This is a genomic window from Xanthomonas hortorum pv. cynarae, from assembly GCF_002939985.1.
Classification (GTDB): domain Bacteria; phylum Pseudomonadota; class Gammaproteobacteria; order Xanthomonadales; family Xanthomonadaceae; genus Xanthomonas; species Xanthomonas hortorum_D.
The window spans coordinates 56,305-73,806 of sequence record NZ_MDFM01000018.1 but is presented as its reverse complement, the minus strand read 5'-3'; the positions used below and the strand labels follow the sequence as shown (position 1 = coordinate 73,806).

The window sequence follows — 17,502 nt, the reverse complement described above, 5'->3', positions numbered from 1 at the left end:
ACGCCGCGTTCCCCCATCCTCCACCGCACGCCGGATCTGCCGGGCCTTGCCCTGGCCCGTTGCTCCGGCTGTCGTCTCGGCCCGCCTGGGAGTGTCAATGTTTCGCGATTTCAGAATGTCGTTCTTGGTTACAGCCGTCTGCCTGGGCGTCGCCGCCTGGTGGGGCCACACCACCTCAATGGGCCTGTGGCAGGCGCTGTGGCTATGCCTGGTGCTGAGCGTGCTGGAGGTGTCGTTGTCGTTCGACAACGCGGTGGTCAACGCCGGTGTGCTCAAGCACATGAACGCGTTCTGGCAAAAATTGTTCCTGACCGTGGGCATCCTGATCGCGGTGTTCGGCATGCGCCTGGTGTTCCCGATCGTGATCGTGTCGGTGGCCACCGGCATGGGCCTGGTGCCGGTGATGCAGATGGCGCTGAAGGAGCCGGACCGCTACAGCCAGGTGCTGACCGACAACTACCCGTCCATCGCCGCCTTCGGTGGCATGTTCCTGTTGCTGGTGTTCCTCAACTTCCTGTTCGACCAGGAGCGCAAGCTGCACTGGCTCGGGCCGGTGGAGCGGTTGGTCGGCAAGCTGGGCAAGGCCGATGCGATGTCGGTGATCGTGGCGGTGACGGTCCTGCTGTGCACCAAGCTGTTCCTGCCCGATGCGGTCTTCCAGAGCGTGCTGTTCGCCGGCCTGGGCGGCATCCTGCTTTACTTGCTGGTCGGCAGCGTGGATGCCTTGTTCGAGTCCGAAGAGAGCGAAGACGGTATGGGCCCGGCCAAGCGCTCGGGCATTGCCGCGTTTTTGTATCTGGAAGTGCTGGACGCTTCGTTCTCGTTCGATGGGGTGATCGGCGCGTTCGCGATCACCCGCGATGTGGTCATCATCATGCTGGGTCTGGCGATCGGCGCGATGTTCGTGCGCTCGATGACGGTCTACCTGGTGCACAAGGGCACGCTGGACGAGTTTGTGTTCCTGGAGCACGGTGCGCATTACGCCATCGGCGTGCTGGCGATCATCATGCTGGTGGGCACCGTGTACCACGTGCCGGAGGTACTGACCGGCCTGATCGGCGTGGCCTTCATCGCCGCCTCGGTGTGGTCGTCGATCCGCTACCGCAAGCGTCACCACGTTGGCCCGACCGAGATCTGATGCCGCGCTCGGGCCGCGCTCAGGGCGTAACGCTGCCACTTGAGAGCGGCCTGACAGCGCCTTTGCGGCTATCGGACGGGTGCTGCTGACAGACCCGGCGCTGCTAGATCTGTGGCTTGGCTGCAGGGCCCTTGCCCGCCCACCGTCGCGGGACACGCCGCAAGTACGTCCGTGTAGGCTCTTACGCGGCATCCATGCCGCGTAAGGTCCCGCGACGGTGGGCGGGCAAGGGCCAGTCGAGTTGATCGGTACGCATGGTTTTTAACAAAGCAGCCAGCAACCTGTCTGGTGCGGTGTCCTCGCTGCGCTCTTGATGCTGTGAGTTTGCTGCAGGGTCCTTGCCCGCCCACCATCGCGGGACACGCCGCAAGTACGTCCGTNGCATCCATGCCGCGTAAGGTCCCGCGACGGTGAGCGGGCAAGGACCAGTCGAGTTGATCGGTGTGCGTAGCTTTCAATAAACCAGCCAGCAAACTTTCTGGTGCGGTGTCCTCGCCGATTGCGGGACCGTGTGGCGGCATGGATGCCGCCACCGAGCCTCCAGGGATGGATTCACGGCGTGTCCCGCGAGCGGTGAGGGCACCGCGCCCTCGACCTGGATTCGGCAGTGGCGAGTTCCTCCCGTCGCTGGGGTCAGACCAGGCGCGCCAAGCGTGCGGTACCGCCTGAGGCAGTCACGGCCAACTGTGACCGGCTTCAGTATCGATGGGTGTCGCAGCCAACCCAACCGGACCCAACTGGTCGATAGAAATGCCGGTTTAGGCCTTGACTGCGCAGTCCACTTGGACAGGTTCGCAGCCTCCCGCCGACCGTTCGTCAGACAGTGCTTTGTGCCACAAGGGTTTGCGGGTTTTTCCCACATTTGGTGTTGACCCCTCCCTAGCACCCCACTATCTTGGGGGAGTCGGTGGTTGGTCGCCCCAAGGCGTCCGGACCAGCGAGAGCACGATTTGCAGCAGGTTGCCAATCAAAAGCCTCTCCGCGGCGGCGGCAATGAACGATCACAGCCATCCGGGCGTCGCCTGGAGCAGGCGGCGTGGTCTCGTTGCGCCGCTGTTGTTTCGCCACCGACCACTGCGCGACAGCACACCGCGCGGTGGCGGCCGTGGAATCTCCGGAAAGGAGATGGCTGGTGATGTCGATGCCGCCGCAGACCTTGGGTCTTGCGTGCTGGTCGTCGCCCACCGCCATCGCTGTCCAGGGAGTCCGGAGAATCGGCCGCAGCCCGTCCCCAGCCGGGTTCGTGTGCCTACGCATGGAGGACGCATGACCACCAACGACACCCTTGCCGCGATCGCAGCCGGTACCTTAGCCACCACCCCCAGCGCTCCCGCCAGTGTCAGCACGCCTGGTCACAGCGCGCTTGAATCGACCGACCCGTCGGATGTTGTGCCGCCCCCCCGCCAAGCCATTGCAATGCACGCACAGACCATCGAAGAACAAACCGTCTCCACCTGGATCACCAAGGAAGCCGGCAACCGCAAGATTCCGTTCGAGCCGGAGCGCCTGGAGCGCGCCATCGACCAGATCCATGCCGAATTCCCGCAGCTGGACGTGGCCGACTACAAGCGTTCGGTGTTCGGCTTTGTCGACCGCAAGGACAGCGTCAACGCCGACGACTTGGTCGACCACCTGATCCGCGAGGCCGAGGCCCGCGTCGATCTGACCACCCCGGAGTGGGAGCACTTCGCTGCGCGTCTGTACCTGCGCCGCCTGTACAAGCGCGCCAGCCGCAACCGGTTCTACGACGCCAGCCAGAAGTACGGCTCGTTCGTCGGCCTGCAGGAGAGCCTGGCCGACCGCAATGTCTATTCCAACGACATCCTGCGCCGCTACTCCAAGGACGAACTGATCGAAGCCGGCAAGATGATCGCGCCCGAGCGCGACACCTTGTTCGCCTACAACGGCCTGTACCTGCTGGCTACGCGTTACCTGGCCACCGACAACTCGCGCGGCGTGTTCGAGCTGCCGCAGGAGCGTTGGCTGACCATTGCGCTGTATCTTATGCAGGACGAGATCGGCAACGGCAAGGGCAGCCGCGAGCGCCGCATGCAGCTGGTGGGCGAGGCCTACTGGGCGCTGTCCAACCTGTACATGACCGTGGCAACCCCGACGCTGGCCAATGCCGGCAAGGTCGGCGGCCAGCTGTCGAGCTGCTTTATCGATACCGTCGACGACAGCCTGCAGGGTATCTACGACTCCAACACCGACGTGGCGCGCGTGTCCAAGCACGGCGGCGGCGTCGGTGCGTACCTGGGCTATGTGCGTTCGTCGGGTTCGGCGATCCGCGGCGTGTCCAATTCGTCCGGCGGCGTGGTGCCGTGGATCAAGCAGCTCAACAACACCGCGGTGTCGGTGGACCAACTGGGCCAGCGCAAGGGCGCCATCGCGGTCTATCTGGACATCTTCCACCGCGACATCGAGTCGTTCCTGGATCTGCGCCTGAACAACGGCGACCAGCGTCTGCGCGCGCACGACGTGTTCACCTCGGTGTGCATCCCGGACCTGTTCATGGAAGCGGTCGAGCGTCGCGGCGACTGGTACCTGTTCGATCCGCACGAAGTGAAGCGGATCAAGGGCTGGTACCTGCAGGACTTCTACGACGAGAAGAAGGGCGACGCCAACAGCAGCTTCCGTCGCAAGTACGAAGAAGTCGTCGCCGACGAGCGCATCACGCGCAAGACCGTCAAGGCGATCGAAATCTTCAAGCGCATCATGGTCAGCCAGCTGGAAACCGGCAACCCGTTCATGTTCTATCGCGATGAAGTCAATCGCAAGAACCCGAACAAGCACGAGGGCATGGTCTATTCGTCCAACCTGTGCACCGAGATCCTGCAGAACATGAGCCCGACGCGGATGATGCAGGAGATCATCAGCGGCAATCAGATCGTCACCACCAAGAAGGCGGGCGACTTTGTCGTGTGTAACCTGTCTTCGATCAACCTGGGCCGCGCGATCATCGCGCAGGACGACCAGGCCGATCTGCTGGGCGCCGACGTGCTGGAGCGCTTGATCCCGATCCAGGTGCGCATGCTCGACAACGTGATCGATCTGAATCAGCTGCCGGTGCCGCAGGCCACCATCACCAACCAGAAGTACCGCGCCATCGGTCTGGGCACCTTCGGCTGGCACCATCTGCTGGCGCAAAAGTCCATCCACTGGAACGCCAAGGAAGCCGAGGATTACAGCGACGAGCTGTACGAGCGCATCAACTATCTGACCGTCCAGGCGAGCATGGAGCTGGCCAAGGAAAAGGGCACCTACAGCGTGTTCCGCGGCAGCGACTGGCACACCGGCGAGTACTTCCGTGCGCGCGACTACAACAGCCCGCAGTGGCTGGAGCTGTCCGCACAGGTGGCCGTCAATGGCGTGCGCAATGCCTGGATGCTGGCGGTTGCGCCGAACATGAGCACCGCGCAGATCGCCGGCTCCACCGCCTCGATCGATCCGATCTACAGCGCGTTCTACTACGAAGAGAAGAAGGACTTCCGTCGTCCGGTCGCCGCGCCCGGCCTGTCGCTGGAAACCTGGCCGTACTACGAAAAGGGCGCCTACAAGGTCGACCAGTTCGCCAGCGTGCGCCAGAACGCGCGTCGCCAGCGCCACATCGACCAGTCGATCAGCTTCAACTTCTACGTGCCCAGCACCATCCGTGCGAGCACGTTGCTGGATCTGCACATGACCGCCTGGCGCGAAGGCCTGAAGACCACGTACTACGTGCGCTCCAACGATATCGACATCAGCGAATGCGAGTGGTGCAGTAGCTAAGCGCATTCGCGCTTCGCTTCCACGGTTCGCGTTGCGAACCGTGGACCCTGCTTCATCAGCTTCCACACCCCGCGCCTTTGGCGCGCCCCCTGACTCAGGGGGCTTTCCTCCAGAACGATTGCTGCCGCCGTCCCTGCTGCACGCGCGCGCGACGCCTGAAAGACGAGTAAAGACCCATGTCCGCAACACCGCTTGAGCGCATCAAGATCCTGGAGCCGCGTCACCCCAACCGCTCCACCGCCATCATCAATGGCCAGACCTCCGGCATCCTCAACTGGAACGACATCCCGTACCCGTCCTTCTATCGGGCGTACAAGGAACTGTCGACCAACTTCTGGATCCCCGACGAGGTGGACATGAAGGGCGACGCGCGCCAGTACAACGAGCTGTCGGCGCGCGAAAAGAACGCCTACGATTCGATCATCGGCTTGCTGGCCACGCTGGATTCGCCGCAGACGCGCTTCATCTACAACGTCGCCGAATACATCACCGACCCGGCCGCGCACGCCAATGCCGCGATCATCGGCCAGCAGGAAGTGATCCATAACGAGAGCTACAGCTACGTGCTGGCCTCGATCACCGGCCTGGCCGACCAGAACCGCGTGTTCGAGCTCGCGCGTACGCATCCGACCATCATCAAGCGCAACGCGCCGATCATGGGCGCCTACGACGACTTCCTGCGCGACAAGACGGCCGAAACGCTGATCCGCGCGCTGATCCAGTCCTCGATCCTGGAAGGCATCAACTTCTATTCCGGCTTTGCGTATTTCTACAATCTGGTCCGCCAGAACCGCATGACCGGCACCGGCAAGATCATCAGCTTCATCAACCGCGACGAGCTGGCCCACTCCAAGTTCATCAGCGAACTGATCCGCGCCATCATCGGCGAGAACCAGGCGCTGCAGGGCGACCAGCTCACCGATTACGTGCACAAGGCCTTCGAGCACGCGATCGACCTGGAAACGGTGTGGACCGCCGAAGTGCTGGACGGCATCGACGGCATCGACGTGGACGAGATGATCCGCTACGTGAAGTACCGCGCCAACAAGATGGCCGGCATGCTCGGCATCGAGAAGCTGTACGAAGGCGCCAACGACAACGTGATGCCGTGGATCAAGGCCTACGCCGACAACTTCACCGAGACCAAGACCGATTTCTTCGAAATGCGCAATGCCAGCTACAAGAAGACGAATTCTGACAACGGCTTCGATGATCTTTAATAATTACATCGACGGAGAATGAGATGTCTGCAAATTTAATTAGCGCTGATCAAGCGCGTGCAAATTCATCAAGTTTTGATGTCAGTTTTGAGCAGATTATTGCGGATATCGCTTCTGTTTTAGATGCATGTTCTAAAGCTGGTGAGCGGTCTATTACTAGGCAATACCTGGCTAGTGCTGTCTCGGATAAAGAGTTGCAAGCTGCACTTAATTCCGTGCGTGAAAAAGGTTATGCAGCTGAAATCGTTGAAGATGGCAACGTCGAGAAAAAGACGATTCGAATTAGCTGGTGATTTCAGGTGCAGATCTTGTTGGCTCTCGCTTCCCTTAGCGGCAACACGCGTGATGTTGCGCGCAGTGTGTCCTTGCGCTGCGAAGCCGCTGGTCATGCGGTGACCTGGGTGGAAACCGATGTGCAGACGCTGGCGCAAGTGCCGCACGCGCCGGGCCAATACGAACTGGTTCTGCTCGGTAGCTGGACCGACAACGGTGGCCGTACACCGGCAGAGATGAAACGCTTTATCGTCGAGTTGGTCGACACGCTGGGCAAGCCACCGCAGGTGGCGGTGTTCGGCACCGGCGAAACACAGTGGGGCGAGGATTTTTTTTGCGGTGCGGTGCATCGCATCGCGCGCTTCTTCGCCAGCCCGTTTCCGCGTTTGACCATCGAACAGATGCCCCACGGCGTGCGCGATGCGCAGGCCATCGCTACCTGGACCGATGCGGTCCTGGCCCAATGCAAGAATCAATTCCATGATGCAGACCATTACCGTCACCTCGCCTGAGCACTACACCGCCACATTGGCCGCGCATCCGCGCGCTTTGGTGGATTTCTACAAGGACAACTGCCCCGGCTGTCGCATGCTCGACATGTCGCTGGACAAGTTTGCCGCCAGCGACGCCGCCGACGGCGTGGCTTTGTTGAAAGTGAAGCTGGAAGTGGTGGGCGAAGAATTTTTCCGCGACCTCGGCCTGCGCCAGACCCCGACGCTGGCGCTGTATCGCGATGGCAGCGAAGTGGCGCGCCTGCCGGGCTTCCAGTCGCCGGCGCAGGTGGAAACCGCGGTCAAGAGCAGCCTCTGAGTCGTCGATGTAACCCATCTTCGATGCGCGTCATCGAAGATCTCGGTACACGCCGCCGTATCGACAAGCGAACGATGACGTGAACTAGCTCTCTCGTAGGAGCGGCCCCGGCCGCGACCGCCTTCCCGATAAAAAACATATCGCGCGCAACGCAGTGCGCGGGCATGCGCCACGCAGACTGCCAGCCATCGGCCGATGCAGTTGAGCCGGCAGCATTTCCTCCAACGCGTATCTGCGCCGGCGTAGGCACAACGGACAGCGATACAGCAGCGGCGCTGCGTTCCGGCGGACGCCGTTGCGGCTTGAAGGCATCTCCGGCGCGCGCTCGGCTGTTGCAATCGCTTTGGCACGCAGTGGCCGCACATCCCCCTCTTTGGAAACCCGCATGTCAGACAGCCCGCAGACGCCTCCCCCGATCGAAGTCCGCATGGCAGAGATCGTGTTCCCCAACCACACCAACCACATGGGCACGCTGTTCGGCGGCCAGGCACTGGCGTGGATGGACAAGGCCGCGTTTCTGGCGGCCTCGCGCTATGCGCGGCGCTCGGTAGTCACTGCACGCTCGGATCAGGTGGATTTCAAACTGCCGATCCGCCAGGGCCAGATGGTGGAAACCATCGCGCGCGTGGTGTCGGTGGGGCGCAGCTCGATCAAGGTGGAAGTGGAATTGATCGCCGAAGACCTGCTCAGTGGCGCGCGCGAGCTGTGCACGCGCGGCCACTTCGTGATGATCGCGCTCGGCGCCGATGGCAAGCCGACCACGGTGACGCCGTTGCCTGCGCCGCAGGCCTGAACCGCTTGCGGTAGGCGGCAGTGGTGCGCGCGGTAGACTCGGTCTCTTTACTCACAGGAAGTCATGCGATGCGAAGGATCCGCGCACCGCGCTGGATGGCGGTGCTGATGATGACCGCGCTGCTCGGCGCGTGCCGCGCGCCGCTGCCGGCCCAGAGTGATCAGGCTGTTGCGCCGATGGATCCGGATCGCGTGCTGATCGGTCGCATCCAGGGCAGCGCTGACATCAGTCCGCTGCTTGGGCGAAAGGTGGCCATCGAAGGCATTGTGACCCGCAGCCTGGCGGGCGATAGCGACGAGATTGGCCAGGAGCTTGCCGAAACCCTGGGCGATGGCAATCGCGGCAAGGTGGTGGGCTGGTTTGTGCAGGACGAAGGCGATGGCGTGGATGCGACCTCCGACGCCGTGTTCGTGCTCGATCAGGGCTATGACACCGGAATCGGTGTACCCGGTGAGAGCGAGTACACGATGCGCATGGGCACGCGCGTACGCACTGGCGACCGGATCAAGGTGCGTGGTGTGGTCGCCGAGGTCGCGCAGGACATCGCGGCCGACCAGCCACGCAGCAGCGGGCATCAGGTCGGTCGCGGCGACCCGGCGGGCAGCATCACCACGATCGAGGCCGGATGGATCACCCTGCTGTCGCGCCACGAGCGCCGGGCTGCGATCGCGTTGGTCGATACGGATCCGGAGCGCAGCACGGAAGAATCCGCCGAGGCGATGCGTCTACGTGCTCCAGGGTCAGCGGCTGCCATTGCACGACCCTGAGTAAGAGCGGCTATCAAAACTACTGCGCGACAACCAGGCGGGCGAGGCCGGTGCTCGGAATCGGCATGTACCACCCGTACACTCCGGTTCCTCCGCGCCGTCCGCATCCATCTGACGACCACTCGCTACGTTTTGTTAGCCCACTAAAAAACGACGGCCCTGTCGACCGGCATAGCGCAACGCCATGCGGCCGCGCGCGAAGTGCTTACTCCTCGACTTCGCGGTCCTCGCGCTTGGTTTCTTCCATCGCCTCGGGCTCCAGCTCTTCGGCGCTGCGGTTGAGTTTGACGAATACGCCCCAGGCGATCAGCAGCAGCGCCGCGCACAGGCCAACCGCAGCCGCGTACGGCAGCTTGGCCGGATCGTCGTGCATCAGCTCGAAGATGGACACCAGCGTTTCGATCGCCAGTGCAATCACGATCACCACGAAAAAGCGCGACAGATAGCGCCGCACCCGCGTGGGCCCGCTGACTTTGACATCGCGCAGGATTTCTTCTTCGAAGATGGTCTGGCCCAGCTCCAGCGTGACCAGCGCCACGGTGAGCAGGCCGATCGCCTCCAGCACCACGTTGAAACGATCGCGCACCACCATATCGCCGCCGGGCGTAAACCCATGCCATAGCTCCAACCCGGCCATCGCCACCAGACCCGCCGCGCACAGCACGAAAAACGCCAGGATCACGAAGTGACCGGCACGGAACAGGTGGCTGAGCAGTTTCATGGCGAGCACGACGGGCGAGGGGATGCAGAGCATCGTGTGCAACGCGTCGTTGCAGCGCGAAGGCAGTGGCAATGCCGATTTCTATCGCGCGCGGCGCGCGGCATCGCATGACATGCAGCGATACGCCGTGCAACCTCAACGCATCACCTCATCGCCTAAATCCCTTCCCCCACCGGGGGAAGGTGCCCGCAGGGCGGATGGGGGTACGGTTCACACGTCCACCTACCCGCACACCCGATCGCCTCAGCTATGCCGCAACACCTGATACGCCTGCAGATGCACATTCGCCGCCATCAGCAGCGGCGCATTACGCCCGGTCTCGCGCACCCGCTTCAGCATGTCGCCAACGATCTGCGCCGCTTCCACGTCCTGGCCGGCTTCCAGATCGCGCAGCATCGAGGCCTTCAGCGGCGAATCCACCTGCAACAAGGTCTGCAGCGCCTTGGCGCGCGCAGCTTCCGGAATCGGCTGCCCGGCCGCATCGGCGGCCCACAGGCATTCGTTGTACAAGCCGTTGATCAACGCGCGGCCGTCGTCGGTGGCCACGATCGCACCGACCGGCGCACGCATCAGGCAGGTGGCCGCCGCCAGCGCGGTGAGGAAGCTGTACTTGATCCACTGCTCCTGCGCGATCTGCTCGCTGGCCACATGGGTGATGCCTGCCTGCGCGCACACCGCAGCAAACGCCTGCACCCGCGCCGATGCGGCACTGCCACTGCGCTCACCGAAGGTCATCGCCGCCGGCTTGCCCAGGTGCAGAATCTCGCCATGCTCGCCCTTGGTGGCGCTGATGAAGCATAGCCCGCCCAACACCCGCGCAGCACCGAAGCGCTCGTCCAGCGCTGCGTAGTGCCGCAGACCGTTGAGGATCGGCAGCACCGTGGTGTGCTCGCCGACGGCCGGCGCAATCGCCTCGATCGCGCTGTCCAGGTCGTAGGCCTTGCAACTGAGGATCACCAGATCGAATGGCCGCTGCGCCACCAGCGCCGGCAGGTCCTGCGCGGTGACATGCGCCACCGGCAGATCCGCATCGCCCAGCGGGCTGCGGATGCGCAAGCCATCGGCCTGCAACTGCGCCGCACGCGCATCGCGCACCAGGAAGGTGACATCGACCCCGGCCTGCGCCAGACGTCCACCAAAATAACCGCCGGTGCCGCCGGCGCCGAGGATGAGGATATGCATCAGAATCTCCGTTCAGCTTGATGGTTGGAGCGTGTCGGGCAAGGTGTTAAAGTCGCAACCGGATCGGGGATTCTCGGTCGGCATCAGGCTCTGGCGGAATCGCCGGGGCCTTTTGTTTTTACGGGAAGCATTTCAACCCGTAGCCGAGATAACGGCCAGTGGCATCCTTGTCCAGCTTCTGCTCGATGACGTCCCACGCACGATTGGGTTGGTCGGGACGCAACTGCCGCATCCCGATCGGACGCGCGACCAGATCGGCCAGCTGCAACCCGATCGCATTGCTTTTCTTGTCGCAGATCACCGGATCGAACGGCATCTCGACACCAGAAAAATTGTCGCCGCCACAGATCCGGCGAAATGCCAATTCCAGGTCCTGATCCTCGTTATGTCCACGCGCCTCGCACAGCACGTGCGTGGTCAATGGTGCGCCGCGTTGCGCAACCTGGCCCTGCTTGCTGAGCTTGTAGTACATCCGCTCCAGGCAGAAACGCATCGAGATTTCATACGGATTTTCCCCGCGCTGGCGATCCTGAAGGCGGCGTTTGTCGATGACGGCGGCAAAAATCGTCATCGGCGCGGAGGCCAATGCATCTGTCAGTACATCGATAAACGCCTGTTTCCTTTCGCGATCGCGCAATACCGAAAACGGCCCAATATCCCGGCGGATCTCACGTTCATGCAGCACCACGGCATCGTGGCCGAACGTCGCAAACTTGATCCGTTGAATCGCCGGTACCACCGCAGCCATGTAATCGCGTTTGCTGATCAGGCAGCAAGACAGCACGAACAAGGGGAAGGCCGGATCGATGTTCGCCATCCCGTGGTCGCCGCTTTCATCGACGAATACGATGTAGTCGCTGAACTGCACCATCAGCTGCGTAAACCAACGCCCCGCCTGAGCAACCACAGCGCCAGCGCGCTGAGGACCGCGACAAAGCCCAGCATCAGCGCGTAGGCGACCCAGATCGGCACGTCCGAGCTGCCGAGCAGGCCGTAGCGGAAGGCGTTGACCATGTAGAAGATCGGGTTGGCGTGGGTGGCGGCTTCGGCCCACGGCGGCAGCAGCTTCACCGAATAGAACACGCCGCCCAGATAGGTCAGCGGGGTCAGGATGAAGGTGGGCACGATCGCCACGTCGTCGAACTTCTTGGCGTACACCGCGTTGACGAAGCCGGCCAGCGAAAAGATGATCGCGCCCAGCACCACCGTGCTCAGCGTCACCAGCGGATGCGGTATGCGCACCGGGGTGAAGAACATCGCGATGATCAGCACCAGCGCGCCGACCATGACCCCGCGCAGCACCGCGCCGGAGACGTAGCCCCACAGGATCACCCAGTTGGGCATCGGGCTCACCAGCAGCTCTTCCACATGCCGGCCAAACTTGGCGCCGAAGAAGCTCGATGAAATGTTGCCGTAGCTGTTCTGGATCACGCTCATCATCACCAGGCCCGGCACGATGAACTGCATGTAGCTGTAGCCGCCCATGTCGCCCACGCGCGAGCCGATCAGCCCGCCGAAGATCAAGAAGTACAGCGTCATGGTGATGGCCGGCGGCACCAGGGTCTGGCCCCAGATGCGCAGGATGCGCTGCACTTCGCGGCGCACGATGGTGCCCAGCGCAATCCAGTTGCGGCGTGCGTTGGTGGGTTCGGTCACGGTGCGGATCTCGTTCATGGCTGGCCTCCGCTGCGCGGCTGCGCAGGCGGTGTGCCGTTGGGAATGGGCGTCGCGGGTGCGGCGGCGTCTGGCGCCGGCGCATCACCGGTCAAGCGCACGAACAGCTCTTCCAGTCGATTGCTCTTGGTGCGCATCGAGCGCACCCGGATGCCGGCACTGCCGAGCGTGACGAACACGCGGTTGAGGTCCATCGCGCGCGGCATGTCCAGGTCCAGTGTGTGGCCGTCGATGGCGGTGAGCGTGGTGCCTTCGATCACCGGCAATTCGGCCGGCAGGTCACCGTCGATATCGAACAAAAAGCCTTCCACATCGAGCTTGGCCAGCAATTCGCGCATCGGGCCCTGGGTGACGATCTGGCCGTGGTTGATGATGGCCAGGTTGCGGCACAGGTGCTCGGCTTCTTCCAGGTAATGCGTGGTCAGGATAATGGTGGTGCCGGCCGCGTTGATCTCCTTGAGCACGCGCCACATGTCGCGGCGGATCTCGATGTCCACGCCGGCGGTGGGCTCGTCCAGGATCAGCAGCCGCGGCTGGGTCATCATGGCGCGGGCGATCATCAGCCGGCGCTTCATGCCGCCGGACAGCGTGCGGCTCATCACCTGGGCCTTTTCCCACAGGTGCGAGCGGCGCAGCTCCGCTTCGGCCAGCCGCTCGGCCTCGGCACGCGGCATGCCGTAGAAACCGGCGTAGTTGACCAGGATGTCGAAGGGTTTTTCGAACAGGTTGAAGTTGACCTCCTGCGGCACCAGGCCGATCAGCCGCATCGCATCGCTGCGGTGGCCGACCAGATCGGTGCCGAATACTTCCACTTGGCCGGCGGACAGATTCACCAGCGAGCTGATGATGCCGATCAGGGTGGATTTGCCGGCGCCATTGGGGCCGAGCAGGGCGAAGAAATCGCCTGGCGCCACGTCCAGCGAGACGCCCTTGAGCGCCTGGGTGCCGTTGTCGTAGGTCTTGCGCAGATCGCACACACGCAGCGCGGGTGCGGTGATCGGAGATGGGGAATTCAAGATGTTCCTTCGCGTCAGCGTGACGGCGCAGCGAGTTGCAGGCCGTTATTATAGAAGCCCGCGGGGGCAAGCCCCGATCACAGACTGTCCTAAATACGTTCGTGCCCGTTCAATTCCCCCTCAAGCTTGTCGACCGGCGCATGATTGCGCCCACCGTGGCCCACTGCCAGTTCCTGCGTGACGACGGGCAGCCGCTGGATTTCCAGCCCGGGCAGTTCATCCAGATCCATTTCAGCGGCGCCGATGGCACGCCGACCAAGCGCAGCTATTCGCTGGCGACCATCCACGACCACGCGTTCGGACCGGGCGAGGCGGTGGATATCGCGGTGAGCTTCGTGCCCGGTGGCTCGGCCACTGCGCTGTTCGAAGGCCTGCAGATCGGCGACCAGTTGCAGGCCAGCGGTCCCTATGGCCGTTTCTGCCTGCCGCCGGGCGACCACAACCGGCGCTATGTGCTGATCGCCACCGGTACCGGGGTCACCCCGTACCGCTCGATGCTGCCGTTGCTGGCCGAGGCGATCGCCAGCCGTGGCGTGCAGGTGGTGCTGCTGCAGGGCGCGCGCACCCCGGCCGAATTGCTGTACGGCGATGACTTCCGTGCGTTTGCCGATGCGCACCCGCAGTTCCGCTACGTGCCGTGTTTCTCGCGCGAGCTGCCCGACCAGCCGCATGCCGATGTGCGGCATGGCTACGTGCAGCAGCAGCTGGCCGAATTCGCGCCCGATGCACAAGGCGACATTGCCTACCTGTGCGGCAATCCGGACATGGTGGACAGCTGCATTGAAGCCTTGAAGGCAGCCGGCCTGCCGAACGCGCAGATCCGCCGCGAGAAATACGTCAGCCCGGCGCCTTCGAAGACCTGAGCAACCAGGTCCGCAGCGCAGCGATAGCGCCGGCAGCTGCATGCACGCTGTGCAGCATGCAACGTGCATGCGGTTGCGCATAGGCGGTGCTACGCCCGCGCTGCGTGCAGTGCCGGGCGCTGCAACTCGACGGTGATATGCACCAGTTCTTCGTGAATCTGCAGCGCCTCGCGAACCAGCTTCGCATCGATGTCTGCCGCGGTGACCAGACTGATGACGCAAGCATAACGATCGCTGCCGACGCGCCAGACATGCAGGTCGCCGATGTCGATCGCATGCGGCAGCTCGGCGATGACCTGCTTCACTTCTTCCACCACCGGGGCATCCATCTCCGCATCCAGCAGCACGCGGCCGGTACTGCGCAGCAGTCCCCACGCCCACACGGTGACCAGCACCGCGCCGACGATGCCCATGATCGGGTCTAGCCAGGTCACGCCCCAATGCATGCCGGCGACCAGCGCGACAATCGCCAAGACCGAGGTCGCGGCATCGGCGACCACGTGCAGATACGCCGCTCTCAGATTGAGATCGGCGTGACCATCGTGGTGCCCATGCCCGTCATGCGCGTGCTCATGGCCGTGCCCATGGTGATGACCATGGCCATGCGCATGGCTATGCGAATCGCGTAACCACCACGCGCAGATCAGGTTGACCAGCAGGCCGATGACTGCAATGACCGTGGCTTCCTGATACTGGATGGGTTTGGGCGAAAACAGCCGTTCCACCGATTGGAACGCCATCAGGCAGGCAACGCCCAACAGCAGAATCGCACTGGTGTAGCCACCCAGCACTTCGACCTTCCAGGTGCCGAAGGTGAAACGCACATCGTTGGCGTTGCGCCGCGCGAAGCGGTAGGCGAACAGCGCCAGACCCAGGGCGAGCGCGTGTGAGCTCATATGCCAGCCATCGGCGAGCAAGGCCATGGAGTTGAGCGTCCAGCCGCCGACGATTTCCACCACCATCATGACCACGGTCAGGATGACAGCCTTGCGGGTGCTGTGTTCGGCCAGCGGGTTTGCGCTGGCAAAGGTGTGCGACTGCGCGCAGTGCGGCGCGGCGTGCGTGATCGACATCGGAAGGGGCTCTGGCTACGATACCCCCCTATGGTATCTCAGATACCCCTAGGGGGTATATGGCAATGGCACATCTGAATCAGGACAAATCCAAACTGCTCGCCCGCGTGCGCAGGATCCGTGGACAAGTGGAGGGGCTGGAAAAAGCCCTGGCGCAGGACGTGGACTGCACTGCGTTGTTGACACAGGTTGCGGCGTTCCGCGGCGCGGCGCAGGGGCTGATGGTCGAGTTGCTCAGCGAGCACCTCAAGCATCACGTGGCGGCGCCGGAGACATTGGGTGACAGAGAACTTGCCGTCGAGGACATCGCGGCCATTCTCAAAACGTATCTCAAGTAGCAGGCCTGCCTGACGGCGCTGGTGTTGGTGCTGTCGCGTCGAGCAGAGCGGCCAATCCACACCGCTCACGCCGCCATCGACGATAGGCATGCGGTGCGTTGGAATCGTAGCGCCACGTGCTCATTAGGGTCCGCGCACCGATGCACCATCAACGATGCGCGCCGTGGTCGAGCAGGCGCTCGACCGTGACAAACGCGTGCTGCCGCGGGCTGTCAGCGCGCCGCCGGCTCCAACGTCATCAGCACCACATCGTTGCTGTGCATCGGGACGCGGATCTCCACCACGCCATCGGCGCCGACGCGCACGCGGCGGTCCTGCTCGGGCGTATCGCGCGTGGCCTGCTGCAGCTGGGTCAGCTGACGCGGCGCCAGGTCCTTGGGCATGCCCATGTCGATGTACAGCGACAGCGGGTCGTTGCGCCGGTAGCCGGTCTTGCGCACCTGCAGCTGATACGTGCCGGCCGGCACCTGCGTCATCCGGAACACCACTGGCGCGCTTTCGGTGCTGGGCACCTGCCTGGTATAGAACGGCGTATTGCTGACCGCCTGCACCGGCTGCTGCCAATCCCATACCAACGCGGCGATGCGTTGGCCATCCACCGCCGCAAATGCGTGTGCGTCGCGCAGCGGAATGTCGCGGCCTTTGAGTGCGTTCAAGTACTTGTAGGCAAACCAGGCCGGCTTGCGGATGCCTTCGCGATTCATAAGCCCGAAGCCACCGTGGAACGGCGTGGGTGGCGGGCCGGGTTCTTCGAACAGATCGGTGTAGGTCCAGTAGCTCATGCCCTGCACCAGGCCTTGCACCTGTTTGAGCTTGGTCAGGATGTAGGGCGCGCTGATGTAACTGTCGTGGACGAAATCGCGCGGCGTGTAGCTGCTGCTCCACTCGGTGAAATACAGCGGCAGATCCGGGAACGGAGATGCCTGGATCTGCGCGCGCACCCTTCGCACATCGCCAACGATGGCATCCGGCGATGCGGACAACTTGGTGTCCTGCTTGCCGTCTTCATCGAGAAACCCGCCGTCCACGCCGTAGGTGTGCGTGCTGACGAAATCGATCGGCAGTTTGTTTTGTGCCACATAGGCCAACAGTTCCGGCACCCATGCGGCACCGGCGGTGGAGGGGCCGCCCACGCGCAGTTGCGGGTCGATCGCCTTGATCGTGCGTGCGGTGTTCGCATACAGAGCGAAGTAAGCCTGCTGGTCGGCGTTTTCCCAAAAATCCTTGAGGTTGGGCTCGTTCCACACCTCGAAATACCACTGCCGCACTTCGTCGGCGCCATAGCGCGCGCGGATGTGGCGCACGTAGGCATCGATCAGCTGCGTCCACTTGGCCGGATCCGGATGCGAGGTGTTGCCCTTCCAGTAGAAGAGCGTCTGCTCGGAGGTTTTCATCGCGCTCGGGGTAAAGCCCAATTCCACGAACGGACGAATGCGCTTGGCCAACAGCGCGTCGTAGAGCTGATCCAGCTTGGTCCAGTCGTAGACGAGTTTTCCGTCGACGTCTTTCACCGTGCCGAGCACGTCATGGAACACGTCGTGGAAGCGGATGTAGCGAAAGCCCAACTCCTGCACGGCCGGAACCAGGTGTGCCTGGGTGTCGCTGCGGAGCAAGGTGCCGGGGAAGTCCGAGCCAATCGATAGATCGTAGAAACGGTCGACCGGCCCGCTGGCGGTAGCCAGATCCACCTGGATCGTGCGCGGCGCAGGTGCGATCTCTTGCGCCACTGCCGAGGTCGCCATGCAGCTACTCAATGCGATTGCCAACAAAATCTTCAGACGCATCATCGCTCCCACCAGTATTCGATCAGGGAGCGTAACCCAGCTCCGGTGCAGCGCTGCGGACGGGATGTGGATGCATCTCCTC

The 17,502-nt window shown here is 63.2% G+C and carries 17 protein-coding genes and 1 other RNA gene; 11 read left to right on the top strand and 7 right to left on the bottom strand.

The genetic code is table 11. From position 1 onward, the window contains the following. The first annotated feature begins 97 nt into the window (after window positions 1-97). The 9 genes from XcyCFBP4188_RS13630 to XcyCFBP4188_RS13590 all read left to right on the top strand — a co-directional run bounded on the left by XcyCFBP4188_RS13630 (window position 98) and on the right by XcyCFBP4188_RS13590 (window position 8,910). Window positions 98-1,138, top strand: a complete 1,041-nt coding sequence (locus tag XcyCFBP4188_RS13630) for a DUF475 domain-containing protein (protein WP_006449433.1) — start codon at window positions 98-100, stop codon at window positions 1,136-1,138. A gap of 1,266 nt (window positions 1,139-2,404) precedes the next feature. Then, window positions 2,405-4,906: a ribonucleoside-diphosphate reductase subunit alpha gene (locus XcyCFBP4188_RS13625; RefSeq protein ID WP_006448528.1), complete on the top strand. Its 2,502-nt coding sequence runs from the start codon at window positions 2,405-2,407 to the stop codon at window positions 4,904-4,906. A 176-nt stretch (window positions 4,907-5,082) separates the two neighbouring features. Next, window positions 5,083-6,126 (top strand): ribonucleotide-diphosphate reductase subunit beta, encoded by a 1,044-nt coding sequence (locus XcyCFBP4188_RS13615; protein ID WP_006448529.1) that lies wholly within the window; start codon window positions 5,083-5,085, stop codon window positions 6,124-6,126. 23 nt (window positions 6,127-6,149) lie between these two features. Next, entirely contained in the window at window positions 6,150-6,419 is a 270-nt protein-coding gene (locus tag XcyCFBP4188_RS22630; RefSeq protein WP_139051519.1) for a hypothetical protein, read from the top strand. A 6-nt stretch (window positions 6,420-6,425) separates the two neighbouring features. Further along, window positions 6,426-6,911 (top strand): flavodoxin, encoded by a 486-nt coding sequence (locus tag XcyCFBP4188_RS13610; RefSeq protein ID WP_006452018.1) that lies wholly within the window; start codon window positions 6,426-6,428, stop codon window positions 6,909-6,911. Continuing rightward, on the top strand, window positions 6,883-7,209 hold the full coding sequence (locus tag XcyCFBP4188_RS13605; RefSeq protein ID WP_006452019.1) for a thioredoxin family protein: 327 nt from the start codon (window positions 6,883-6,885) through the stop codon (window positions 7,207-7,209). The genes XcyCFBP4188_RS13610 and XcyCFBP4188_RS13605 overlap by 29 nt, the downstream gene beginning before the upstream one ends. A 385-nt stretch (window positions 7,210-7,594) precedes the next feature. Next, window positions 7,595-8,002 (top strand): acyl-CoA thioesterase, encoded by a 408-nt coding sequence (locus tag XcyCFBP4188_RS13600; protein ID WP_006452020.1) that lies wholly within the window; start codon window positions 7,595-7,597, stop codon window positions 8,000-8,002. A 68-nt stretch (window positions 8,003-8,070) separates the two neighbouring features. Then, window positions 8,071-8,769 carry a single stranded DNA-binding domain-containing protein gene (locus tag XcyCFBP4188_RS13595; protein WP_043910137.1) on the top strand — a complete coding sequence of 233 codons (699 nt, stop codon included), beginning with the start codon at window positions 8,071-8,073 and terminating at the stop codon, window positions 8,767-8,769. Window positions 8,770-8,834: 65 nt separating this feature from the next. After that, window positions 8,835-8,910, top strand: a non-coding RNA gene (locus XcyCFBP4188_RS13590) — sX9 sRNA. A 64-nt stretch (window positions 8,911-8,974) separates the two neighbouring features. Here the strand turns inward: XcyCFBP4188_RS13590 and XcyCFBP4188_RS13585 are convergent. The 5 genes from XcyCFBP4188_RS13585 to XcyCFBP4188_RS13565 form a co-directional block, all read right to left on the bottom strand. Beyond that, window positions 8,975-9,490: a hypothetical protein gene (locus tag XcyCFBP4188_RS13585; RefSeq protein WP_043889539.1), complete on the bottom strand. Its 516-nt coding sequence runs from the start codon at window positions 9,488-9,490 to the stop codon at window positions 8,975-8,977. A 243-nt stretch (window positions 9,491-9,733) separates the two neighbouring features. Then, on the bottom strand, window positions 9,734-10,672 hold the full coding sequence (gene panE, locus XcyCFBP4188_RS13580) for a 2-dehydropantoate 2-reductase (RefSeq protein ID WP_104592303.1): 939 nt from the start codon (window positions 10,670-10,672) through the stop codon (window positions 9,734-9,736). Window positions 10,673-10,790: 118 nt separating this feature from the next. After that, window positions 10,791-11,543: a DUF3800 domain-containing protein gene (locus XcyCFBP4188_RS13575; RefSeq protein ID WP_006450845.1), complete on the bottom strand. Its 753-nt coding sequence runs from the start codon at window positions 11,541-11,543 to the stop codon at window positions 10,791-10,793. After that, window positions 11,543-12,346 (bottom strand): ABC transporter permease, encoded by an 804-nt coding sequence (locus XcyCFBP4188_RS13570; protein WP_023905597.1) that lies wholly within the window; start codon window positions 12,344-12,346, stop codon window positions 11,543-11,545. Before XcyCFBP4188_RS13570 ends, XcyCFBP4188_RS13575 begins: the two co-directional genes overlap by 1 nt. After that, the gene (locus XcyCFBP4188_RS13565; RefSeq protein ID WP_043909068.1) at window positions 12,343-13,362 is read right to left on the bottom strand and encodes an ABC transporter ATP-binding protein; all 1,020 of its coding nucleotides are present in this window, start codon (window positions 13,360-13,362) and stop codon (window positions 12,343-12,345) included. Before XcyCFBP4188_RS13565 ends, XcyCFBP4188_RS13570 begins: the two co-directional genes overlap by 4 nt. A 35-nt stretch (window positions 13,363-13,397) precedes the next feature. On the opposite strand from XcyCFBP4188_RS13565, the gene XcyCFBP4188_RS13560 reads away from it, so the two are divergent. Beyond that, window positions 13,398-14,225, top strand: coding sequence for a ferredoxin--NADP reductase (locus tag XcyCFBP4188_RS13560; protein ID WP_167393549.1), 828 nt, complete (start codon window positions 13,398-13,400; stop codon window positions 14,223-14,225). Window positions 14,226-14,314: 89 nt separating this feature from the next. Here the strand turns inward: XcyCFBP4188_RS13560 and dmeF are convergent, their stop codons facing one another. Beyond that, window positions 14,315-15,298, bottom strand: coding sequence for a CDF family Co(II)/Ni(II) efflux transporter DmeF (gene dmeF, locus XcyCFBP4188_RS13555; protein WP_104592301.1), 984 nt, complete (start codon window positions 15,296-15,298; stop codon window positions 14,315-14,317). Between the two features lie 65 nt (window positions 15,299-15,363). Between dmeF and XcyCFBP4188_RS13550 the strand changes: the two genes are divergently transcribed. Next, window positions 15,364-15,636 (top strand): metal/formaldehyde-sensitive transcriptional repressor, encoded by a 273-nt coding sequence (locus XcyCFBP4188_RS13550; protein ID WP_043910584.1) that lies wholly within the window; start codon window positions 15,364-15,366, stop codon window positions 15,634-15,636. Between the two features lie 212 nt (window positions 15,637-15,848). On the opposite strand, the gene XcyCFBP4188_RS13545 is transcribed toward XcyCFBP4188_RS13550, so the two are convergent. Next, entirely contained in the window at window positions 15,849-17,420 is a 1,572-nt protein-coding gene (locus XcyCFBP4188_RS13545) for a GH39 family glycosyl hydrolase (protein ID WP_043910581.1), read from the bottom strand. Between the last annotated feature and the right edge of the window lie 82 nt (window positions 17,421-17,502).